The sequence below is a fragment of the Brenneria nigrifluens DSM 30175 = ATCC 13028 genome (genome assembly GCF_005484965.1).
GTDB lineage: Bacteria > Pseudomonadota > Gammaproteobacteria > Enterobacterales > Enterobacteriaceae > Brenneria > Brenneria nigrifluens.
This window is the reverse complement of the sequence record NZ_CP034036.1, coordinates 4,396,993-4,413,374: the sequence shown is the minus strand read 5'-3', so window position 1 is coordinate 4,413,374 and position 16,382 is coordinate 4,396,993. Positions and strand designations below refer to the sequence as shown.

Here is a 16,382-nt window from a genome sequence, read left to right as displayed (position 1 = left end):
GCGCGAGGCATCCCGCCGCCATCCCCCGGCTATGGGAGCATGGCGGCGAGGTGCGCTTATTGCAGATAGGTAAAGGCGGTGGTGACGTGTTTTACGCCGCTGACCTTGCTGGCGATCTCCGCCGCCGATGCGCCTTCGCGCTGGGTAACCAGCCCGAGCAGGAACACTTCGCCGTTTTCGGTGGTGACTTTCACATTGGAAGATTTAACCGTGTCGCTCGCCAGGATCTGCGAACGCACCTTGGTGGTGATCCAGGTATCCATTGACGCGGTGCCCAGCGAGACCGGGTTGCCCTGGCGTATTTCATTATAAACTTCGGCCGCGCCTTCCACTCCAAGCGCAATCTGTTTCGCACGGTTGGCGAGTTCCGAGTTGGGAGATTGCCCGGTCAGCAGCACTTTCCCCTGATAAGCGGTGGCGATAATGCGCGCGTCTTTCTTTAGTTGCGCATCTTTGCTCAGCGCATTGGTTACGCGGATTTCCAGCGTACCGTCGTCGACCTGCGTCCCCACCGTACGGGGATCGGTGGCGCTTTTGGTGGCGACCGCGGCGCTGCCGACAACTACCGCGCCGACACAGCCTTGTAATAAGAGGGCGATAGACAGCACGGCAAATGCAGAACTTATCCTCATGTAGTGCTCCTTAATCGTTCTGGTGTGGAAAAAGTGTATTATCAATTAAATCGCACAGGCAGTTAACCGTTAGCATGTGCATTTCCTGAATACGGGCGCTGCGGTGTGAGGGAATGCGGATCTCCACATCCTGCGGACCGAGCAGCCCGGCCAACTCGCCGCCATCGTAGCCGGTCAGCGCTACAATGGTCATATCTCTGGTTACCGCCGCTTCTACCGCTTTTACTATGTCACGGCTATTTCCGCGCGTTGATATCGCCAGCAATACGTCGCCGGTTTGTCCCAGCGCCCGCACCTGCTTGGCGTAGATTTCCTCATGCAGCCGATCGTTGGCGATCGCAGTTAAGACCACGTTATCGGCATTAAGTGCTATGGCCGGCAGGCTGGGGCGTTCGGCCTCAAAGCGATTAATCATGCTGGCGGCAAAATGCTGGGAATTGGCGGCTGAGGTGCCGTTGCCGCAACACAGAATTTTATTGCCGTTCAGCAGACTCTGCACCAGCGCCACCGCGCCGCGGGAGATGGCATCCGGCAAGGCTTCCGCAGCAGCGATCTGCGTTTGAATACTCTCTGTAAAACAAATTTTTATTCTATCCAGCACGTTGAGTTAACCTACTTTAATTAGCGTCCATTAATAAACAACCTAGGCAGCCGGTCGATAGCCTGGTTCTGCAATATTCGCGGTCTGTCGCCGGGATCGCGCGGCGTCGGCTCCGCAATGTATCATCCTTGCGCGCTAAAGGCGTTGGGGATCCAGGTAAACTGATTTCCGGTGATGGCGAGCACGTCGAAACGGCAGTCCACCGTATCAAAGCTCGCTCCCCGCTGCGCCAGCCAGACGGCGGCGACATGGAGCAGGCGCCGCTGTTTCTGCCGGGTAACGCTGGCCGCCGCGCCCCCGAAGTCGGCATTGCGCCGGTAGCGCACTTCCACAAATACCCAGGTTTGCCTATCGCGCATGATCAAATCCAGCTCGCCGCCGCGCAACGTTACATTGGCGGCGGCGAAGGTCAGGCCGGCGCCTTCAAGGTAGCGCCGTGCCTGCCGTTCATAATCCGCGCCCGTCGCGCGCCGGTTCAGGATGCCGGCACCAACTGTCCCTGACGATATTGCAGCCAGGTCATTTGCCGGTTAATCACGCAGTCGGACGTCGAGCTCAGCACGCCTGTGGCGCCGGCCACCTGGTGACCGGGGATCTGGCGCATTTCGCCAAACCGGCTGGATAGGGTCCAGGCGTCCATTCCCATGGCGTACAGGCGCACCAGCGAATAATCATTTTTAAACTGGCTGGTTACCTGCTGCATCAGCGCCGGATTGGCGCCCGCCAACAGCGGGATCTCGCTGAACTGCAACCCTTCCATTTCCAGCCGGAAATCAGGCCCGCTGCCGGCCTGGAAACTGCGCGAGCTGGCATACAGCGCCGGGCGTGAGCGCGATGTGGTGCGCATATCGATCATCGGTTTGATCAATGTCAGCTCATCGGGGGTGGCGATGATATAAACGGCGTCAATATTGCCGCTTATCGAGGAGTTCACCGTCGGCTCTATCTGTGCCGGAATGGTCAGGTCGCCCACGGTAACCCCCGATGACGCCTGCGGCGGCGTTATATTGACCGGCTGGCCGCTCAGGCTTAGACCCGCGCCGCTGTTGATGGCTTGTTTTAGCTCAAAAGCGCTGCCGAAACGCTGCTGCAACAGGCTGCCGCCGCCTTGCTGGCTCCAGGCCTGCGCGAAGGCGTTGACGACGCGATCGCCGAGGGCGCCGCGCGGCACCAGCAGCAAGGGCTGCTGTTTACCCTGCTGCTGAATAAACTTCGCGGCATCCCTGGCTTCATCTTCCGGCGCCAGGGCGAAATAGCAGATATTGGGACTGTTCTGCACATGTTCCGGCTGATTGAGCGCCAGAATATTCAGCGGAGAGTGGCTGGCGGGCAGTTGTTCCACTTCGTTTTTCAATAGCGGCCCGATAACCAGGGACGCGCCGTCCTGCTGCGCCTGGGTCAACAGGTCAGCCAACGGCTGTGATGAGGTATCATACACTTTTACCGGCAGCGAACTGGGCTGCGGAGGCTGCGCGGCGGCGACGGCATTAACGTCGCTGCTGTATTCCTCGGGTGGTTGACCGTCCTGACCGCTTTGTTCATCCACCTCATTAGTCTCCGCAACGGCGTTTTGCTCCGGGAGCGCGTTGGGCTGAACGTCGCTCTCCGCCGGCGCGGTTTGCGCCAGCGTCGCCAGGCCGTTTTTGGCCGCGTTAAACCCTTGCTGGATAGCATTGGCGAACACCTGCGCCTGACCATTCAACGGTAGCAGCAGAGCAATGCCGCCGGCCGGCGGCTGCTGGAAATCAACCACCTGACTTAGCTGCGTCGGCAGCGTTTTGGTCGCCGGATGGCGCGGATAGTGGGTTTGCCAGTCCTGAAGCGCCGCTTTTAGCTGGTCGGTCGACTGGCGGTTGTTCTGATAGGTATTAAGCAGATCGATCCAGCCCTGCAGAATATTTTCATTGGCGTTGATCAGTAATGAACCCGACTCCTGCGGCGTCATCTGCACCAGCGCCAGCCAGGTCTGATCGAGATTGGTCTGATGGGCGTCGCCCTGCAACAGCGGTTCCTGAGCGATATAGGCGCGCAGCAATGTGATGGACGGACGTCCCTGATTCGCCTTGATTTGCGCCTCATGGTAGCGCAACTGCTGCTGAGTGGAGAGGGCGTCGACGTCCAGTTGGCTCAAGGCGGCATTCGCGCCGTCCGTATTGCTTTGCGCCGCCGACAGCTCCGCGCGCAGCAATTGCCGTTCCTGCCGCTGAGACGCGCTTAGTGCGGCCGGTAATGCGCTAAACTGCTGCTCGGCCTGCGGTACTTTGCCTTCGCGCAATAAGGCACGAATAGCAAGTAATTGCCAGTCAGCCTTGTTATTATCGCCGCTCTGCTGCATCTGTTGCAGATAATAATCGGATGAAGCATCGGCCCTGCCTTGAACTTCGGGGGGCGGGCTCTGCGGCGCCTGACCCGGACAGCCTGCAAGAAACAGCGCCGCCAACAGGACGGGAATAATGCGCCCTGCCTGGGTACGGACGAAAAGAAAGGAAAGCATACTGTATCCAATGATTTTTTTTAAAGATGCTCAATATTAAATCGGCAACCCGGATGAAACAATGAATCAAGACCAACAAGCAGATATTTCTGCATCCACCCTTTACATTGTCCCCACGCCGATTGGCAATCTGGGCGATATCACCCAACGCGCGCTCGGCGTGTTGCGGCGTGTCGACCTGATTGCCGCAGAGGATACCCGTCATACCGGCCTGTTGTTACAACATTTTGCCATTAATGCGCGGCTGTTCGCATTACACGATCATAACGAACAGCAAAAAGCGGAGGCGCTATTGGCGAAGTTGCAGGCGGGGCAAAGCATTGCGCTGGTGTCCGACGCCGGAACGCCCTTGATTAACGACCCCGGTTATCACCTGGTGCGCCGCTGTCGCGAAGCGGGGATCCGGGTTGTCCCGCTGCCGGGAGCCTGTGCGGCGATTACCGCGCTTTCAGCCGCGGGGCTGCCTTCCGATCGCTTCTGCTATGAAGGTTTTCTGCCGGCGAAAACCAAGGCGCGGACGGATACGCTGCGCGGGCTGCTGGAAGAGCCCAGGACCCTGATTTTTTATGAGTCGACGCACCGCTTATTGGACAGTTTGCAGGACATGAGCGACGTGCTGGGGCCGCAACGCTATGTGGTGCTGGCGCGCGAAATCACCAAAACCTGGGAATCCATTTACGGCGCGCCGGTGGGAGAACTGCTGGCCTGGGTGAAAGAGGATGAAAATCGCCGCAAGGGCGAGATGGTGCTGATTGTGGAAGGCCATAAAGCGGATAGCGCGGCGCTGCCGGCCGAGGCGTTGCGTACGTTATCCCTGCTGCAACGGGAGCTGCCGTTGAAAAAGGCCGCCGCGTTAGCCGCGGAAATCCACGGCGTAAAGAAGAATGCGCTGTATAAGTACGCACTCGACCAGCAGCAAGGGTGACACATAAGGTAAAACACTATACAATCCGCGCCGGAGTTGACCAGACAGTCGCCGCTTCGCTGCCGTCCCTTTCGGGGGAGACAGGCGGAGGGGAGGAAAGTCCGGGCTCCATAGGGCAGGGTGCCAGGTAACGCCTGGGAGGCGCAAGCCTACGACAAGTGCAACAGAGAGCAGACCGCCGATGGCCCGCGAAAGCGGGATCAGGTAAGGGTGAAAGGGTGCGGTAAGAGCGCACCGCGCGGCTGGCAACAGTTCGCGGCACGGTAAACTCCACCCGGAGCAAGGCCAAATAGGGGTTCACATGGTACGGCCCGTACTGAACCCGGGTAGGCTGCTTGAGCCAGTGAGCGATTGCTGGCCTAGATGAATGACTGTCCACGACAGAACCCGGCTTAACGGTCGACTCCCTTAATTTTGTGAAACCCCGCTGCGGCGGGGTTGCTGCCTGTGTGAACAGGCAATAAAGATGAATGACTGTCCACGACGTTTTTCATGAAAGAAAGCGGCTTAACGGTCGACTCCCTTAATTTTTTATACGGCCAACGCGTATTTCACCATTCGCGTTGGCCGTTTTTTTATGGCGTGCTTTCTGCCCGCTACCTATTCTCTTCAAATTTATTGATGCTCTTCATCACGGATATCCGACTTTTTTCGGCGCGCTAAAGGCGTAAAGTAGCCCCATAACGTGCTGCGGCACGACGCTGATGACCTAAGGATATTTTTATGAACCACACTTCCCGGATGCCTGCACTGTTCCTCGGCCATGGTAGCCCGATGAACGTGTTGGAAAATAATCCCTATACCCAGGCATGGCAGGCGTTAGGAGAAAAGTTGCCGCGTCCCAAAGCTATCGTGGCGGTTTCCGCCCACTGGTATACCCGCGGCACGGCGGTGACGGCGATGGAAAAACCCCGCACGATCCATGATTTCGGCGGTTTTCCCCAGGCGTTGTTTGATACGCAGTATCCGGCGCCTGGCTCGCCCGAGCTGGCCGAAAAAATTCAACGGCTGCTGGCGCCGATCCCGGTGGCGGCGGACGGCGGCGAATGGGGTCTGGATCACGGCGCCTGGGGCGTGCTGATAAAAATGTATCCGCAGGCGGATATCCCCGTGGTGCAGCTGAGCGTCGACGGCACGCAGCCTGCCGGGTATCACTACCAACTGGGGCGTAAACTGGCGGCGTTGCGGGATGAGGGCATCATGATCGTCGCCAGCGGCAACGTAGTGCATAACCTGCGGATGGTCAAATGGGACGGGGAAGCGAAACCCTATCCCTGGGCGGTTTCGTTCAATCAGTTTGTACTAGATAACCTAACCTATCAGGGAGACAATCATCCGCTGATCAACTTTATGCAGCATGAGGGCGCGGCATTATCCAACCCGACGCCGGATCACTATCTGCCGTTGCTGTATGTGCTGGGAAGCTGGGATGGCAAAGAGGCCATCGGCATCCCGGTCGACGGCATTGAAATGGGATCGCTGAGTATGCTGTCGGTGCAGGTGGGATAAAATATAGTGCTGAGGCACGGTCTGAAAACCGTGCCCTTTTACCGTCAATCCACAATAGTATGCGGGTAGAAACGCGATAGATCCTGGGTGATCAACTCGCGGTCTTCACGGACGCCGATGCCGCAGGGCTGATCGTTTACCAGCCAGCTGCCAATCAGCGTATAGCTATCGCTAAATTTGGGCAACGGATGATACTGCTGGATGATTTTGCCCTCTTCGCCGTATGGCCCGCCCACCGCGGCGATTTCCCTGCCATTTTCCACGATTTGAATATTGGCGCCTTCACGGGAAAACAACGGCTTGATGACGTAATTCTCCAGCGCAGGGTGTTCATCCTCGGTGAAATAGGCGGGGAGCAGGTTCGGGTGGTTGGGGAACATTTCCCACAGCATCGGCAGCAGCGCCTTATTGGAGATAATGCTTTTCCAGGCGGGTTCCAGCCAGCGCACGCCGGCGTCCTCCAGCTTGGTGGAGAATATCTCGCGCAGCATGAATTCCCACGGATAGAGCTTGAACAGGTTACTGATGACCTGGTTTTCCAGATCGGTGAACTGGCCTTTTTCGCCGAGGCCGATTTCTTCCATATACAGGAATTCACTCGGCAGACCGGCTTCCAGCGCGCAATCCTGCAGGTATTGCACCGTACCGCGATCTTCTTGCGTATCCTGACAGCAGGCGAAATGCAGCAGGCCGAAGCCGTGGTTCAGTTTAAGATCTTCAAAACGTTCGATCAGCTTTTCCTGGATGCTGTTGTACTGATCGGCGGTTTGCGGCAACTGCCCGGCCTTGATTTGATCTTCCAGCCACAGCCATTGGAAAAATGCCGCCTCGTAGAGCGATGTCGGCGTATCGGCGTTATTTTCCAGCAGTTTGGCCGGCGTCTGGCCGTCATAAGCCAGATCGAGGCGGGAATAGAGCGACGGCTGGTTGGTGCGCCAGGAGTTTCTGACAAATTCCCAGGTGTGTTTGGGGATGCGGAATTTTGCCAGCAGCGCTTCGCTGTTAACGACCTTTTCCACCACCTGCAAGCACATCTGGTGCAGCTCCGCGGTGGTATCTTCCAACTCTTCAATCTGGGCGAGGGTAAACTGATAATACGCCTCTTCACTCCAGTAGGGTTCGCCGTACATGGTGTGAAAACGGAAGCCGAATTCAGTGGCTTTCTCACGCCAGTCGGGGCGTTCCTTAATTTCAATCCGCTTCATTAAATAGATCCTCAGCCACCCATACTACGGGAAGAGCTGGAACTGGCGTTGCTGCGCTGCATGCTGGTCTGTTTGGCGACGGTTTCGCCAAATCCGCCGCGGGTAACGGTGGTGGTGGTGGCCGGTTTGGGAGCCAGCGCCGTTTTCGGTACGTTGATGCTGCGGCCGGTCGTCGCGTTGCCGTAATTTTTACCGCTGGCATCGACAAACTTGCCGTTGGCCGGGCTGGTCGGGGATTTCGAGGTAAACAGCGGCTGCTGCGCGAAACCTGAGCCGCCCATCATCCGGCCCATCATGTAGCCGGCCATCAGCGGCATCCAGAAGCCGCCGCTCTGCTGGGATTCAGCGGCCGCGCCTGTGCCTACCCCGGCCTGTGCGGGCGCTGGCGCCTGAGTACACTGCGCTTCGCCGAACTCGGCGACGCAGTCTTCGCGGGTGGCGTATTTCGGCGCGGTTTTTTCCGCCTCTTTCAGCGCGTTATTGTATGCCGTGGTGCATTGCGCGCTCATGGACGGATTGGCGCTTGAGCAGTCGTCGGCGTTCTGATACAGCGAAACCGTTTCATCGGCTTGCTCACAGCCGGCCAGTACGAATACCGTACTGACCGCTAGCGCGATGGGCGCCAAACGATAGGTTCGCCACCCTTTGCGGAAAGTTTCCTGATTGATATTTTTGGTGCGTTTCATCGTGTTAATCCCAGAGAAAAGACATCATGCCCAATTGTTAACAATTGCGCTTAAGAATAGGGGAAGGCTGCGTGAATTTAAAGCACCAATGGCGGTAACCGAGCCACTCTTTACGTTGCTATACATTCAGTTGTGCGGCGCTTCGCTTTATCTGACCGGCAGCGCCCCGGAGGAGGAAAAGGGGAACAACATGTTCCCCTGGCGTGGATTACCGCAGCAACCCGGCCGATGCCGTCGTGGTGCCGGCCAGCGGCGCGGCGCCGTTCTCGTCGGCGACCGGCGGCGTGGTCGACACCGGCTGGCCTAACGCGGCATTCAGCGCTTGCAGATCGCTTTCATTCAACGTGCCCAGCGCTGATTTGATGTTTAGCTGATTAATCAGGTAATCATAACGGGCGCTGGAAAGTTGCTGTTTGGCGTTGTATAGCGTCGTCGTGGCATCCAGTACGTCGACAATGGTTCGCGTACCGACCTGATAGCCGGCTTCCATCGCGTCCAGGGAACTTTGCGCGGAAACTTCAGCCTGTTTATAGGCGTTGATGCTGCTGACGGACGCTAAAATGTTATTAAACGAAGAGCGCACGGTCTGAACGACGGAACGATGGGCGCTCTCCAGCAGTTCACTGGCGCTGACAAAACTGTGCTGGGCTTGTTTCACCTGCGAACTGGTCGCTCCGCCGCTATACAGCGGCAGGTTAAAGCTGACGCCAACCTGGTTTTGGCCTATGTTACGGTCGGTATATGAGCTGCCGCGGGCGTTGGAACCAGAGTAGCTGGTATCGCTTACGCTGCTGGAGGCGGTCAGATCCAGCGTCGGCATATGTCCTGTCTGAGCATAACGGATTTGCTCACGCGCCAAATCCTGGCTCAGGCGGGCGGACAACAGACTCAGGTTGCGGTTTTCCGCCTGTTTCAACAGATCGTTGACCCCTCCCGGCTTCTGCGTCGAAAAACGGTTGATGTCCAGACCCGCCAACTGCGGGTAAAAATTACCGCTGACCTGACGCAGAACTTCCAGATAGTTATCCAGCGTATTGCGGGCCAGCACTTCGTTGGCAAGAACGTTATCGTATTCGGCGCGAGCGTTCTGTACGTCGGTAATGGCGACCAGACCGACATTAAAACGCTGAGTAGTCTGGTCCAGTTGGCGATAAATAGCCTGTTTCTGCGCGCTGACATAAGACAGGGAATCAATGGCGCGCAGTACGTTGAAATAGGCGGTGGCCGTATCCAGGATAAGCGTTTGCTGGGCCGTCTGATAGGTGACGTCTTCAATGCCGGCCTGCTTTTCCTGCAAGGTCAGCGCGCGCCATTTAGACATATCGAACAGCGTCTGGGTTAACTGTAATGATGCGCTTTTAACATCATTGTTAATGCCGTTGTTATCTCGAAAACCATCGGTATAGGTGTAATCCGCGCCTAAGCCCAATTGTGGCAACAACGGACTGCGTGCTTCATTGATTTTTTCAAACGCGGCATCACGGGTGGCTGCTGAGCTACGTAAGTCTGGATTCGAGTTTTTAGCTTGTTGGTATACCTGTAGCAGGTTTTCCGCCTGACTCATTAAACTAAAACCGCCCAGGCTCAAACCAATAAGAAGAGGGAGCAATTTCTTCATTTGCGTTCCTTGTTGTACAGCAATGTCGCTATGATAGCGCTGTCTATAGACGAATGGTTTTCGATTCTATCAGAATCTGCCAATAGAATAAGGTAACTGAACGTGCCATATTTCCTGAAATTTTCCCGATTAGGCGAGTCCCCGCGCCAGGGGAAAATTCCAAGCTTATCTAAATCTACCACAATCAACAGCGAGTATGATGACGGGGATTTTCGCCATACAATAATGATGGATTCCACCAATATCCGCTACAGGAGTTGAATCATGGTGTCTTCAGTATCCAGTCAGGTTACCTTTAGTAAAGATGATGTAGAAATTATTGCACGAGATGAATTATACAAAGGTTTTTTTTCACTGGTGCGCTATCGTTTCCGTCATCGACTGTTTAATGGTGAAATGAGTGAAGAAGTCAGCCGCGAGATCTTCGAACGCGGACACGCGGTTGTCCTGTTGCCGTATGATCCGCTGCGCGACGAGGTGGTGCTGGCTGAACAGATCCGCATTGCCGCCTATGACACCAGCGTCTCCCCCTGGCTGCTTGAACTGGTGGCGGGCATGATTGAACCGGGCGAGAGTCTGGAGCAGGTGGCGCGCCGGGAAGCGCAGGAAGAAGCGGGACTGGTCGTCGGCCGCTGCCGGCCAATCGTCAGCTATCTTGCCAGCCCCGGCGGCACCAGCGAACGTCTGACCGTTATGGTGGGCGAGGTGGATGCCCGCACCGCGGCAGGCATTCATGGCCTGGCGGAGGAAAATGAAGATATCCGGGTGCATGTGGTCAGCCGTGAACAGGCTTATCAGTGGGTTGAGGATGGGATTATCGATAACGCGGCGTCCGTCATTGCCTTGCAATGGTTGGCGTTGCACCATGAAAAACTGAGAAACGAGTGGGTGGATTGAATTTATGAAGCGTTATACCCCGGATTTCCCGGCAATGATGAGGCTATGCGAAACCAATTTCATGCAATTACGGCGTTTGCTGCCCCGTATAGACGAAGTCGGTGAAACCGCGGTTTATCACGTTAATAATGCCGTCTATCGCTTAACCATTCTTGAATCAACCCGTTACACCTCTTTGGTCAAGATTCAGCAGATTGCGCCGGCGGTAAGCTACTGGAGCCTGCCGATGATGACGGTCAGGCTGTATCATGACGCGCTGGTTGCGGAAGTGTGTGCCAGTCAGCAGATCTTTCGCTTCAAAGCACGTTATGATTACCCGAATAAGAAGTTACACCAACGTGACGAAAAGCATCAAATTAATCAGTTTCTTGCTGATTGGCTAAAATATTGTTTGGCGTATGGTTCGATGTCGATCCCGGTTTGTTAGACAGATTTAAGTAACCAAGGACACCATCATTTGGAAAGCCTGTTGACACTTCCTGTGGCGCATGGGGCCAGAATCAGGATTTTACAAATAACGGATACCCATCTTTTTGCCGGCGAGCATGAAACGCTGCTGGGTATTAACACATACCGCAGTTATCACGCGGTGCTGGATGCCATACAGGCTCAGCAATATGCGTTTGATTTAATCGTCGCGACGGGCGATTTGGCGCAGGACCACTCGCTGGAAGCCTATCGCCATTTTTCCCGCGGGATCAGGCGGTTGTCCGCGCCCTGCGTGTGGTTGCCGGGTAATCATGATTTTCAGCCGGCGATGGTGGATGCGCTGGCGGAGGCGGGAATTGCGCCGTCCAAGCATGTGCTGCTGGGGGATAAGTGGCAGACTATTCTGCTGGATAGCCAGGTTTTCGGCGTGCCCCACGGCGAGTTGAGCGATTATCAGCTCGAATGGCTGGAACGCACTCTGCAAAGCCAGCCGGATCGCTATACGCTGCTATTATTGCACCATCATCCTCATCCTTCGGGCTGTAATTGGCTGGACCAGCACAGCCTGCGCAATGCGCATAGTCTGGCGGCGATACTGGCCCGTTACCCGCGGGTGAATACCATTCTTTGCGGACATATTCACCAGGAACTCGATCTCGGCTGGCATGGCCGTCGTCTGCTGGCAACGCCCTCCACCTGCGTTCAGTTCAAACCCCATTGCACCAGTTTCGCCATTGACGACGTGGCGCCCGGCTGGCGTTATCTGGATTTAATGCCGGACGGCCAGCTGGAAACCGAGGTGTTTCGTCTGCAGGGCAATGAATTCTTGCCGGATATGAATTCGGACGGTTATTAATGCCGACTTTACTCTATCTGCACGGTTTCAACAGCACGCCCAATTCGGCAAAAGCCACGGCGCTGAAAGCGTGGCTGGTGGTTCATCATCCCGCGATTGAAATGCTGACGCCGCAGCTTCCGCCCTACCCGGATGAAGCGGCCGAGCTGATGGAGTCGCTGGTGCTGGCGCATGCGGGTCGCCCGCTGGGCATTGTCGGTTCTTCGCTCGGCGGTTATTATGCCACCTGGCTATCCCAGTGTTTCACCTTGCCCGCCGTCGTGGTGAATCCCGCCGTGCGGCCGTTTGAACTGCTGCTCGACCATCTGGGGGAGTATCAGAACCCCTACACGGGCGAGCAATATGTGCTAGAGTCGCGGCACGTTTACGATCTCAAGGTCATGCAGGTTGAGCCGCTGGAGTCGCCTGATTTGCTGTGGCTGCTGTTGCAGACCGGCGATGAAGTGCTGGATTATCGTCAGGCCGTCGCTTATTACACCTCCTGCCGCCAGACGGTGGAATCAGGGGGCAATCATGCCTTTGTCGGATTTGAGCACTTTTTTTCGCCCATCGTGAATTTTCTGGGGCTCGCGACCGACTGATCGACAGGGGGCCGATGACGATGATGGCGACAGTGCGAAAATGAACCTTGCCCGCCATTCGTTCGTGAATGACGCACCAGCGGTATAGTTCACCACTTATTCATTTAAAACAACGAATTAAATCAAACCATGACGCAATCAAGTTATAACGCCGATGCGATTGAAGTACTCAGCGGACTGGAACCGGTGCGCCGTCGCCCGGGAATGTACACCGACACCTCTCGTCCCAACCATTTAGGGCAAGAAGTGATAGACAACAGCATCGATGAGGCATTGGCCGGGCATGCGCGCCGTATTGATGTGATTTTGCACGCCGACCAGTCATTGGAAGTGATTGATGACGGCCGCGGGATGCCGGTGGATATCCACCCTGAAGAGGGCGTCCCGGCGGTTGAGCTGATTCTGTGCCGCCTGCACGCGGGCGGTAAATTCTCCAATAAAAACTATCAGTTTTCGGGCGGCCTGCACGGCGTGGGGATCTCGGTGGTCAACGCGCTCTCTTCGCGGGTGGAAGTGACGGTGCGGCGCGACGGTCAGGTGTACGACATGGCGTTTGAGAATGGCGACAAAGTGCAGGATCTTACCGTCACCGGCGCCTGCGGCCGCCGCAACACCGGCACCCGCGTTCATTTCTGGCCGGATGAAAAATTCTTCGACAGCCCGCGTTTTTCCGTTTCCCGCCTGACGCATCTGCTAAAAGCCAAGGCGGTGTTGTGTCCCGGCGTCGAAATCGTTTTTAAAGATAAGGTCAATAATACCGAGCAGCGCTGGTGCTATCAGGACGGGCTGAACGATTACCTGTGCGAAGCGGTGAATGGCTTGATCACCCTGCCGGAAAAACCGTTTCTGGGGGCGATTGCCGGCGACACCGAAGCGGTGGACTGGGCGCTGCTGTGGCTGCCGGAAGGGGGAGAGTTACTGACCGAAAGCTACGTCAACCTGATCCCCACCCCGATGGGCGGCACGCACGTTAACGGTTTGCGCCAGGGCCTGCTGGACGCCATGCGCGAGTTCTGCGAGTTCCGCAATATTCTGCCGCGCGGCGTAAAGCTGAGCGCCGACGATATCTGGGAGCGCTGTGCCTATGTGCTGTCGGTCAAGATGCAGGATCCGCAGTTCGCCGGGCAAACCAAGGAGCGTCTCTCTTCACGCCAGTGCGCGGCCTTTGTTTCCGGCGTGGTGAAAGATGCGTTCAGCCTGTGGCTGAACCAGAATATCCAGGCGGCGGAACAGCTGGCCGAACTGGCTATCGCCAGCGCCCAGCGCCGCATGCGCGCGGCCAAAAAAGTGGTGCGCAAAAAGCTGACCAGCGGCCCCGCGCTGCCCGGCAAGCTGGCGGACTGCACCTCGCAGGATCTTAACCGCACCGAACTGTTTCTGGTGGAAGGGGACTCGGCGGGCGGCTCCGCCAAGCAGGCGCGGGAGCGTGAATTTCAGGCGATTATGCCGCTGAAGGGCAAGATCCTGAATACCTGGGAAGTCTCTTCCGATGAGGTGCTGGCCTCCCAGGAAGTGCACGATATTTCGGTGGCCATCGGCATTGATCCCGACAGCGACGACTTAAGCCAGCTCCGTTACGGCAAGATTTGCATCCTGGCGGATGCGGACTCCGACGGCCTACACATCGCCACGCTGCTGTGCGCCCTGTTCGTGCGCCATTTCCGCTCGGTGGTGAAGGGCGGCCATGTCTATGTGGCGATGCCGCCGCTGTACCGCATCGATCTCGGCAAAGAGGTGTATTACGCGCTGGATGAAGAGGAAAAAGCGGGCGTGCTGGAGCAGCTCAAGCGTAAAAAGGGCAAACCCAACGTGCAGCGCTTTAAAGGACTGGGTGAAATGAACCCGCTGCAGCTGCGGGAAACCACGCTCGATCCCAATACCCGCCGGCTGGTGCAGCTGACGATTAACGATGAAGATATCGACCAGACGATGGCGATGATGGATATGCTACTGGCGAAAAAGCGGGCGGAAGATCGGCGCAACTGGCTGCAGGAGAAAGGCGACCGGGCGGAGATCGAAGTATAACCCGCCTGTTTTCCGCTTGAGACGGTACGCCGCCGCGGCGGCGATCGGTTTTCCGCTCGTCGCCGGAATTGGCGGCGCGCAGGGTTCGCTATATTTTATTTAAGACTAACCATAGGAGAAATACTGCTTTTACATCCGCATTCTTTTTAAGAAAAATAATCGTATAATTTATTATTATATTTTTATTATGTCTTTGCGCTCTATTGCGAAGATTGGCTAATTCGATCCTGTTTTTAATGCGGAATAGCTTCTATGTACAATCAGAGCATCGATTCCGGCTCAGGGAATAAATATCTGGCGAGATTAATTATTCTCAAGGCCTTATTTTCCCATTCCCGATGGAAGCCGTTACTGTCCTGGCTCATCCCCTTTCTATTATTCCTGCTTTGGGAATATGCCTGCCGCTCCGCTTGGATAATGCCCGAAATATTGCCTGCGCCGAGTAAGGTTTTTTCCGCGGCGGTGGATTTATTCCGCGACGGCACCTTGCAGCGCGACCTGCTGGTCAGCATGTCGCGTGCGGCTATCGGATGGGGTATCGGCGCGGCCGTCGGTTTCTCGTTGGGACTGGCGGTGGGATTTTCCATTATCGTCGGCGTTCTTCTCGACAGAACGATTCAAATGATGCGCGCCATTCCGTTTCTGGCGATGCTTCCGCTGGTTATCGTATGGTTCGGCGTGGGCGAGGAGCAGAAAATATTCATGGTGGCGCTGGGCGTCAGTTTTCCTATGTATATCAATACTACGTTAGGCATCAGGCAGATTGATCCCAAGCTGTTTGAGCTGGCGAAGGTGCAGAAATTAAGCGCGTTCACCACCATCCGACGCATCGTTTTCCCGGCGGCGCTTCCCTCTATTTTAACCGGCGTCCGCTACTCCCTCGCCACCGCGTGGCTGGCGCTGGTGATTGCGGAAACCGTCGGCGCCAGCAGCGGCATCGGTTTTCTGGCCGTGGACGCGCGCGAGTTCCTGCAGACGGATATTATCGTACTGACGATAGTTATTTACGCGCTTATCGGCATGAGCGCCGACGCCGTCGCCAGAGCGCTGGAGCGCCATTTTCTTGCCTGGCATGCGAATTACGCGGCGGATAAAAGCTAATGGCGGGATCAGCCGTGCCGCAGCCTTCGCCGGCGGTGTCCATCCGCCACCTGGTGAAAGCCTACGGCGAAAAGGTGGTGTTGAACCGCATCAACCTGACGCTGATGAAAGGGGAATTCGTCGCCTTGCTGGGGGAAAGCGGCTGTGGAAAAACCACCCTGCTGCGGGCGATAGCCGGTCTGGATAGGGTGCAAAGCGGCGAAATCAGCGTGGCTGGTTCTCCCGCCGTCGTTTTTCAGGAACACCGCCTGCTGCCCTGGGAAGCGCTATGGCGCAATGTCTCGCTGGGCATGAACGGCGCCGACAGGCGGGAGATAAAGCGCAAAGCGGCGCTGGCGCTGGAAGAGGTCGGCCTGGGCGACCGTTTGACCGACTGGCCGAGAAACCTCTCCGGGGGGCAGGCGCAGCGCGTGGCGATTGCCAGAGCCTTTATCCAGGAGCCGCAGATACTGTTGCTGGACGAACCTTTCGCGTCTCTGGACGCCTTAACCCGTATCAAGATGCATTTGCTGCTCAAAACGTTAATCCGCAAACATCAGCCGGGCGTGCTGCTGGTTACGCACGACGTTGACGAAGCGATTACACTGGCCGATCGGATATTAATTATGAAAAACGGCCGTATCGATAGCGAATATTGGGTTAATGAATATGGCGACAGAACGGTTATCCATAACAAGCTGCTGGCGGAATTAGGCGTATCGCTTAACTGACCGCCCGGTATATTGCAGCCTGTGCGTATTTATGACGCCGGGCGCTTTATTGCCACTGCGGCGCCGGGAATAAAAAGGGTTTCGTTATCGGTTTAATTTTTCAGGGGAAATAT

General features: G+C 56.4%; 16 protein-coding genes and 1 other RNA gene. 10 read left to right on the top strand and 7 right to left on the bottom strand.

The window, feature by feature from the left end; translation table 11 throughout:
- Nucleotides 1-56: 56 nt before the first annotated feature.
- From dolP to EH206_RS20655, 4 genes are all read right to left on the bottom strand, one after another.
- Nucleotides 57-632, bottom strand: coding sequence for a division/outer membrane stress-associated lipid-binding lipoprotein (gene dolP, locus EH206_RS20670; protein ID WP_009114722.1), 576 nt, complete (start codon nucleotides 630-632; stop codon nucleotides 57-59).
- Nucleotides 633-642: 10 nt separating this feature from the next.
- Nucleotides 643-1,233 (bottom strand): DnaA initiator-associating protein DiaA, encoded by a 591-nt coding sequence (gene diaA / locus EH206_RS20665; protein ID WP_009114721.1) that lies wholly within the window; start codon nucleotides 1,231-1,233, stop codon nucleotides 643-645.
- A 122-nt stretch (nucleotides 1,234-1,355) separates the two neighbouring features.
- On the bottom strand, nucleotides 1,356-1,712 hold the full coding sequence (locus tag EH206_RS20660) for a YraN family protein (protein ID WP_198008373.1): 357 nt from the start codon (nucleotides 1,710-1,712) through the stop codon (nucleotides 1,356-1,358).
- Nucleotides 1,709-3,727, bottom strand: coding sequence for a penicillin-binding protein activator (locus EH206_RS20655; RefSeq protein WP_009114719.1), 2,019 nt, complete (start codon nucleotides 3,725-3,727; stop codon nucleotides 1,709-1,711). The genes EH206_RS20660 and EH206_RS20655 overlap by 4 nt, the downstream gene beginning before the upstream one ends.
- 61 nt (nucleotides 3,728-3,788) lie before the next feature.
- On the opposite strand from EH206_RS20655, the gene rsmI reads away from it, so the two are divergent.
- The 3 genes from rsmI to ygiD all read left to right on the top strand — a co-directional run bounded on the left by rsmI (nucleotide 3,789) and on the right by ygiD (nucleotide 6,161).
- Complete coding sequence (gene rsmI, locus EH206_RS20650; RefSeq protein WP_009114718.1) at nucleotides 3,789-4,652, top strand: 16S rRNA (cytidine(1402)-2'-O)-methyltransferase; 864 nt, start codon at nucleotides 3,789-3,791, stop codon at nucleotides 4,650-4,652.
- A gap of 32 nt (nucleotides 4,653-4,684) precedes the next feature.
- An RNA gene (rnpB, locus tag EH206_RS20645) (RNase P RNA component class A) lies at nucleotides 4,685-5,063 on the top strand.
- A 312-nt stretch (nucleotides 5,064-5,375) separates the two neighbouring features.
- Nucleotides 5,376-6,161 (top strand): 4,5-DOPA-extradiol-dioxygenase, encoded by a 786-nt coding sequence (gene ygiD, locus EH206_RS20640; RefSeq protein WP_009114717.1) that lies wholly within the window; start codon nucleotides 5,376-5,378, stop codon nucleotides 6,159-6,161.
- 44 nt (nucleotides 6,162-6,205) lie between these two features.
- Here the strand turns inward: ygiD and EH206_RS20635 are convergent, their stop codons facing one another.
- From EH206_RS20635 to tolC, 3 genes are all read right to left on the bottom strand, one after another.
- On the bottom strand, nucleotides 6,206-7,366 hold the full coding sequence (locus tag EH206_RS20635; protein ID WP_009114716.1) for a glutathionylspermidine synthase family protein: 1,161 nt from the start codon (nucleotides 7,364-7,366) through the stop codon (nucleotides 6,206-6,208).
- Between the two features lie 11 nt (nucleotides 7,367-7,377).
- Nucleotides 7,378-8,052 carry a DUF1190 family protein gene (locus tag EH206_RS20630; RefSeq protein ID WP_009114715.1) on the bottom strand — a complete coding sequence of 225 codons (675 nt, stop codon included), beginning with the start codon at nucleotides 8,050-8,052 and terminating at the stop codon, nucleotides 7,378-7,380.
- Between the two features lie 208 nt (nucleotides 8,053-8,260).
- Nucleotides 8,261-9,670 (bottom strand): outer membrane channel protein TolC, encoded by a 1,410-nt coding sequence (tolC, locus tag EH206_RS20625; protein ID WP_009114714.1) that lies wholly within the window; start codon nucleotides 9,668-9,670, stop codon nucleotides 8,261-8,263.
- Nucleotides 9,671-9,934: 264 nt separating this feature from the next.
- Here tolC and nudF point away from each other — a divergent pair, with 264 nt between their 5' ends.
- The 7 genes from nudF to EH206_RS20590 all read left to right on the top strand — a co-directional run bounded on the left by nudF (nucleotide 9,935) and on the right by EH206_RS20590 (nucleotide 16,269).
- Nucleotides 9,935-10,567, top strand: a complete 633-nt coding sequence (gene nudF / locus EH206_RS20620) for an ADP-ribose diphosphatase (protein ID WP_009114713.1) — start codon at nucleotides 9,935-9,937, stop codon at nucleotides 10,565-10,567.
- Nucleotides 10,568-10,571: 4 nt separating this feature from the next.
- Nucleotides 10,572-10,994 (top strand): DUF1249 family protein, encoded by a 423-nt coding sequence (locus EH206_RS20615; RefSeq protein ID WP_009114712.1) that lies wholly within the window; start codon nucleotides 10,572-10,574, stop codon nucleotides 10,992-10,994.
- A 30-nt stretch (nucleotides 10,995-11,024) separates the two neighbouring features.
- Nucleotides 11,025-11,852, top strand: a complete 828-nt coding sequence (gene cpdA / locus EH206_RS20610) for a 3',5'-cyclic-AMP phosphodiesterase (RefSeq protein WP_009114711.1) — start codon at nucleotides 11,025-11,027, stop codon at nucleotides 11,850-11,852.
- On the top strand, nucleotides 11,852-12,433 hold the full coding sequence (yqiA, locus tag EH206_RS20605) for an esterase YqiA (protein ID WP_009114710.1): 582 nt from the start codon (nucleotides 11,852-11,854) through the stop codon (nucleotides 12,431-12,433). The genes cpdA and yqiA overlap by 1 nt, the downstream gene beginning before the upstream one ends.
- 129 nt (nucleotides 12,434-12,562) lie before the next feature.
- On the top strand, nucleotides 12,563-14,458 hold the full coding sequence (parE, locus tag EH206_RS20600) for a DNA topoisomerase IV subunit B (RefSeq protein ID WP_009114709.1): 1,896 nt from the start codon (nucleotides 12,563-12,565) through the stop codon (nucleotides 14,456-14,458).
- A gap of 417 nt (nucleotides 14,459-14,875) precedes the next feature.
- Nucleotides 14,876-15,559 (top strand): ABC transporter permease subunit, encoded by a 684-nt coding sequence (locus EH206_RS20595; protein ID WP_232216552.1) that lies wholly within the window; start codon nucleotides 14,876-14,878, stop codon nucleotides 15,557-15,559.
- On the top strand, nucleotides 15,559-16,269 hold the full coding sequence (locus EH206_RS20590; protein WP_009114707.1) for an ABC transporter ATP-binding protein: 711 nt from the start codon (nucleotides 15,559-15,561) through the stop codon (nucleotides 16,267-16,269). The genes EH206_RS20595 and EH206_RS20590 overlap by 1 nt, the downstream gene beginning before the upstream one ends.
- The last annotated feature ends 113 nt before the right edge of the window (nucleotides 16,270-16,382 follow it).

Excerpts from the sequence above, each read along its gene's own strand:
- yqiA (WP_009114710.1), top strand. The coding sequence starts at position 11,852 with ATGCCGACTTTACTCTATCTGCACGGTTTCAACAGCACGCCCAATTCG.
- EH206_RS20635 (WP_009114716.1), bottom strand. The coding sequence starts at position 7,366 with ATGAAGCGGATTGAAATTAAGGAACGCCCCGACTGGCGTGAGAAAGCC.
- dolP (WP_009114722.1), bottom strand. The coding sequence starts at position 632 with ATGAGGATAAGTTCTGCATTTGCCGTGCTGTCTATCGCCCTCTTATTA.
- parE (WP_009114709.1), top strand. The coding sequence starts at position 12,563 with ATGACGCAATCAAGTTATAACGCCGATGCGATTGAAGTACTCAGCGGA.
- EH206_RS20655 (WP_009114719.1), bottom strand. The coding sequence starts at position 3,727 with ATGCTTTCCTTTCTTTTCGTCCGTACCCAGGCAGGGCGCATTATTCCC.
- nudF (WP_009114713.1), top strand. The coding sequence starts at position 9,935 with ATGGTGTCTTCAGTATCCAGTCAGGTTACCTTTAGTAAAGATGATGTA.
- rsmI (WP_009114718.1), top strand. The coding sequence starts at position 3,789 with ATGAATCAAGACCAACAAGCAGATATTTCTGCATCCACCCTTTACATT.
- EH206_RS20615 (WP_009114712.1), top strand. The coding sequence starts at position 10,572 with ATGAAGCGTTATACCCCGGATTTCCCGGCAATGATGAGGCTATGCGAA.
- ygiD (WP_009114717.1), top strand. The coding sequence starts at position 5,376 with ATGAACCACACTTCCCGGATGCCTGCACTGTTCCTCGGCCATGGTAGC.
- tolC (WP_009114714.1), bottom strand. The coding sequence starts at position 9,670 with ATGAAGAAATTGCTCCCTCTTCTTATTGGTTTGAGCCTGGGCGGTTTT.
- EH206_RS20595 (WP_232216552.1), top strand. The coding sequence starts at position 14,876 with ATGCCCGAAATATTGCCTGCGCCGAGTAAGGTTTTTTCCGCGGCGGTG.
- EH206_RS20630 (WP_009114715.1), bottom strand. The coding sequence starts at position 8,052 with ATGAAACGCACCAAAAATATCAATCAGGAAACTTTCCGCAAAGGGTGG.
- EH206_RS20590 (WP_009114707.1), top strand. The coding sequence starts at position 15,559 with ATGGCGGGATCAGCCGTGCCGCAGCCTTCGCCGGCGGTGTCCATCCGC.